Source organism: Metallosphaera yellowstonensis MK1 (assembly GCF_000243315.1).
Classification (GTDB): Archaea; Thermoproteota; Thermoprotei_A; order Sulfolobales; family Sulfolobaceae; genus Metallosphaera; species Metallosphaera yellowstonensis.
In genome coordinates, this window is sequence record NZ_JH597770.1 from 764,420 (window position 1) to 767,549 (window position 3,130).

Genomic DNA, 3,130 nt, shown 5'->3' on the forward strand with positions numbered 1-3,130 from the left:
CATGTATATTCCTTCTGTTAGCTTCTTCCATAGAATCTTATCATGCAATTCCTCCACCACCTAATGCTGTGATAGACAGCATTAACTTAATCTCACGTAAAAATTCTGGAAATAGTTTGAGCATGTCGTTCAGTAATTCAGTATATGATGTCAGCTGGATCTTAGCAGGAAAATTAAACTTAGTAAACTATGAAATTCACGTTATCAGCAACGGACTCGGAATAGTTAAGATAGTCTTAGTACCGTCTTCATGGTATAATAATTTATTTTGATAAAGCTTTATCAACCCTTAAGAGTAGGGAAGGAATTTCTGTTGTTAATAACTCCATAAATGTCGAAGTTGGCAATTATTCACCCGCAGCATATGGGATTTCCGTTTTTGCAAACCCGTGGATAGAATATTTACCATATGCACACGTTGCTGAGGTTAAAAATTATGTTTATGAGAGTAATTATTATTTTGGAACGGCCGAGGTTTATATTTCTTCTGCCTATCCTAGTATAAACCTTGGATATCCTAGTTTATTACCAGAACTAGTCATTAATTTTGTCTTGGATTTAAGTATTATATCCTTTCTCATATACCATTTAAGAAAGAGAGAGTTATAATTGTAATTAACAGCTTATCAAGCTCATTTTTCATTATTATACATAAATCTTTAGTACGCAATTTAATTTATTTTCGCCTATTAAAATGGTTCGTGCTAATATTCGCTATCAGATTAAGAAGGGTCGTTCCTTAGCCTATAATAAACTATCTGTTTAGGGTACTGAGCAGTGTTACTGCTTTCCTTTTTAATTTTAGATAGCAACACGCGTTTCGTAGTAGAAAAACGATTGGCCATCTCAATCCTAAGTAACCCAAAAGGGTGCTTTAAGAACTGCTTGTAAACATTTCCTAAATCCTCTATTGCCAACTCTCTCTTCCTAAATCCAGACAATATTTCCTCGACTTTTTCCATGTTTTCTTCATCATGAACTTCTATTTCTATTAGTTCCAAGTGTTTCAGAGTATTAATACCACCAGTTAGTGCTTTGACTTCAGATCCTTCTATATCCATTTTTAGTATTCTAGGTTTTAGGCTAGTTTCTTCCGCTATCTTATCTATAGTAGTAGTCTCAACTAATCCTTCGCCATCTTCAGATACATATGCTCCAACGCCTTCGCCTTTTATACTGACCATTTTGCCAGGTTTGTCATAAAGTGCTTTAGGAATTACAATTATATTATTCAGTTTATTTAATTCCACGTTCTGTTTCAAGATTTTTAGGTTATTTGGTTCTGGTTCTATAACTATAACCTTTCCTTTATCCTTAACCTTAAAAGATGCTAGGATAGAAAACAAGCCTATGTTTGCACCAGCATCAATAACAACGTCTCCTTCCTTAATGTGGGAGAGTAAAGGAGAGTAAATATTTTCTATTACGACCTGGTAAAATGCTGCAAAGTCACTCCTCCTTAAGAGAACCACCTTAGCTGAAATGCCTGTAAAAGGTTGTAAGTCAACTATCATGTATTTATATATAATGTGAATAGCTTAATAAAATATATCATTGTTATTACAAGCGGCTAGCTTACCTAGTAATGAATTGCTCTTACCTAAAAAGATAGGTTAATCATTGTAGTAAAAGCCTTAGACCTTAGTATTTCTCTCAAGAAGTAGCTTGATTTTCTGTTGACATATAGCATAAAACTAACTTGTCAAATTTTTTCTACTATAACTTTAAAGCAATAGAATTCATTATCTAAACGATATGGGATAAAATTTTTTAATAAGATTACGTAAAGATAACTGTGCCTAAAAAAGAAAAGAGGTCTTATGAAGTTACAGAAGACTTAGACGATGTCACAAGTTGGTACTCATATCTTTATAAAGTGCATGAGGTTAAAGTGAAGTTGTTAAAGCGGCTGAAGGTGGAAATATTAGATGAAATTATAGACGAAATTAATAATATGGAAGGTGAGGAGATCGCAGATATCGTAGACCCGCTAGAAGACGTGGATAAGATAATTAAAAACCTTAGGAAATTAGATAAGGATTTAAAAAAGGATGAAAAGGTGGAATATTTATCGTTTTTAAGTCTCGATACTATAAAGAGTGTGTGTAAGAGGGCAAAACTACCATATTCAGAGCTAGTTGATGAAGTTGAAAAATACGCTAAAGAACTAGAGAAGAAAAGAAAAAAGTTTGATAAAATAAAGGATGTAGTAGACGTAATTCATGAGTTTCAGCCCATCAAAGAGAAGAAGGAAAAAGATCTTCAACTGCAGCTATACCAATACTTAACCGCAAAATTACATAAAAGAACTATCGAAACTGAGAAGACTATAGGCGGTTATAAAATCGATATTTCTATTGACGACAAGATAGGCATAGAGGTTAAGTACCCTAAGAGTAATTCCGATTTGCAAAGGCTTGTGGGGCAAATAGCAGTTTATTCAAAGTACCTAGACTATGTTTTACCGGTAATATTTGCTAAAAAGAGGAGCCTAGACCTAGTTAATTTTATTTATGAAATAGAGAAAAACGATAACGTTAATGCTATTGTGAAAAAACCGGAAGAAGACTGAAACGGGTGATTCAGGGCTCCTTTGCAAATTGTAATATATCTCTCGGTTTAGACTTATTCAATGAAGGAATTACTGAATATATTGATCATATCACGAAGAAATAAGGGTTCTTGTAATATTATTACAATGATGAGATAACAGGTCGAGAGGTTGTAGTTGAGGGCTATGGCCCGGGCGATCTGGTCCTCCAGGGGGAGTGGCACTTCCCGAACTCTCCAGGAGGGAGTTGAAGGACTCGGCCAGGTTGTTGGACCTGAGGAGGGGCCAGAGCTCCCTGGGGGCGAGGAGGTAGGAGAGGAGAGCCACGGGTGGGGACGGACTCGGCGAAGGTTTCGCGTGTAAGCCGACTATCGGGACTACCACGGGAGCCACGGGTGGGGACGGACTCGGCGAGGGAGAGGAGGAGGTCCAGCAAGACCCTCACCCTCCTGTCCACCCTCCGTTTGAGGTGGACCAGGCAGGTCTGCCTCGCGACCTTGATCCCGGAGCGGGAGATTGCCGTGTCTAGGGCCTTCACCCCGTCGGCTACGACCAGAGTGAGGTTGTACCTCCTCCACA

Annotated in this window: 3 protein-coding genes and 1 pseudogene; 2 read left to right on the forward strand and 2 right to left on the reverse strand. The window is 37.4% G+C overall.

What is annotated here, in order from left to right:
• Nucleotides 1-272 (forward strand): hypothetical protein (locus tag METMK1DRAFT_RS18555; RefSeq protein ID WP_009075792.1); only part of this gene is annotated, 272 nt, incomplete at its 5' end.
• Nucleotides 273-722: 450 nt separating this feature from the next.
• Here the strand turns inward: METMK1DRAFT_RS18555 and METMK1DRAFT_RS15075 are convergent.
• Nucleotides 723-1,514 carry an FkbM family methyltransferase gene (locus tag METMK1DRAFT_RS15075; protein ID WP_009075793.1) on the reverse strand — a complete coding sequence of 264 codons (792 nt, stop codon included), beginning with the start codon at nt 1,512-1,514 and terminating at the stop codon, nt 723-725.
• 281 nt (nt 1,515-1,795) lie between these two features.
• Between METMK1DRAFT_RS15075 and METMK1DRAFT_RS18560 the strand changes: the two genes are divergently transcribed.
• Nucleotides 1,796-2,572 carry a hypothetical protein gene (locus METMK1DRAFT_RS18560; protein WP_009075794.1) on the forward strand — a complete coding sequence of 259 codons (777 nt, stop codon included), beginning with the start codon at nt 1,796-1,798 and terminating at the stop codon, nt 2,570-2,572.
• Between the two features lie 53 nt (nt 2,573-2,625).
• Here the strand turns inward: METMK1DRAFT_RS18560 and METMK1DRAFT_RS16885 are convergent.
• Nucleotides 2,626-3,130: pseudogene (locus tag METMK1DRAFT_RS16885) on the reverse strand (transposase); the annotation flags it as partial.